The organism is Vibrio sp. YT-17, assembly GCF_033337375.1.
GTDB lineage: Bacteria > Pseudomonadota > Gammaproteobacteria > Enterobacterales > Vibrionaceae > Vibrio > Vibrio alginolyticus.
The window spans coordinates 1-442 of record NZ_JAWOQP010000064.1 but is presented as its reverse complement, the minus strand read 5'-3'; the positions used below and the strand labels follow the sequence as shown (position 1 = coordinate 442).

Here is a 442-nt window from a genome sequence, read left to right as displayed (position 1 = left end):
CGTTCCGCAGTGTCCTTATCTTGCATTTCTGCAAAAATACGTAGTAATGGCTCAGTACCAGAGAAGCGCGCGATGATCCAACCGCCGTTCTTGAAGTAGACTTTCGCGCCATCTTCGTAGCTGACTTTTTCAATATCGAACTCAAACTCAGGCAGTTGTTTTTCAACATATATCTTGTTGAATAGGACTTCTTTTTGCGCTGGTTTGAATTTGCAATCACCTTCTGCCATGTACGCGTAGCCGTACTTGCCATAGATTTCATCCAGTAGTTCAGACAGCTTTTTGCCCGTTACCGAGATCATTTCAACCAGTAAGCTTGATGCGAACACACCATCTTTACCTTTGATATGACCGCGAATAGTTAAACCACCAGAGCTTTCTCCACCAATCAGTGAGTCATCTGCTTCCATTTGCGAGCTGATGTGTTTGAAGCCCACTGGAA

1 pseudogene is annotated in these 442 nt (G+C 44.3%); it reads right to left on the bottom strand.

Annotated features, from left to right (window positions below):
* Window positions 1-442, bottom strand: a pseudogene (locus R7F67_RS23835) (phosphoglucomutase/phosphomannomutase family protein); the annotation flags it as partial.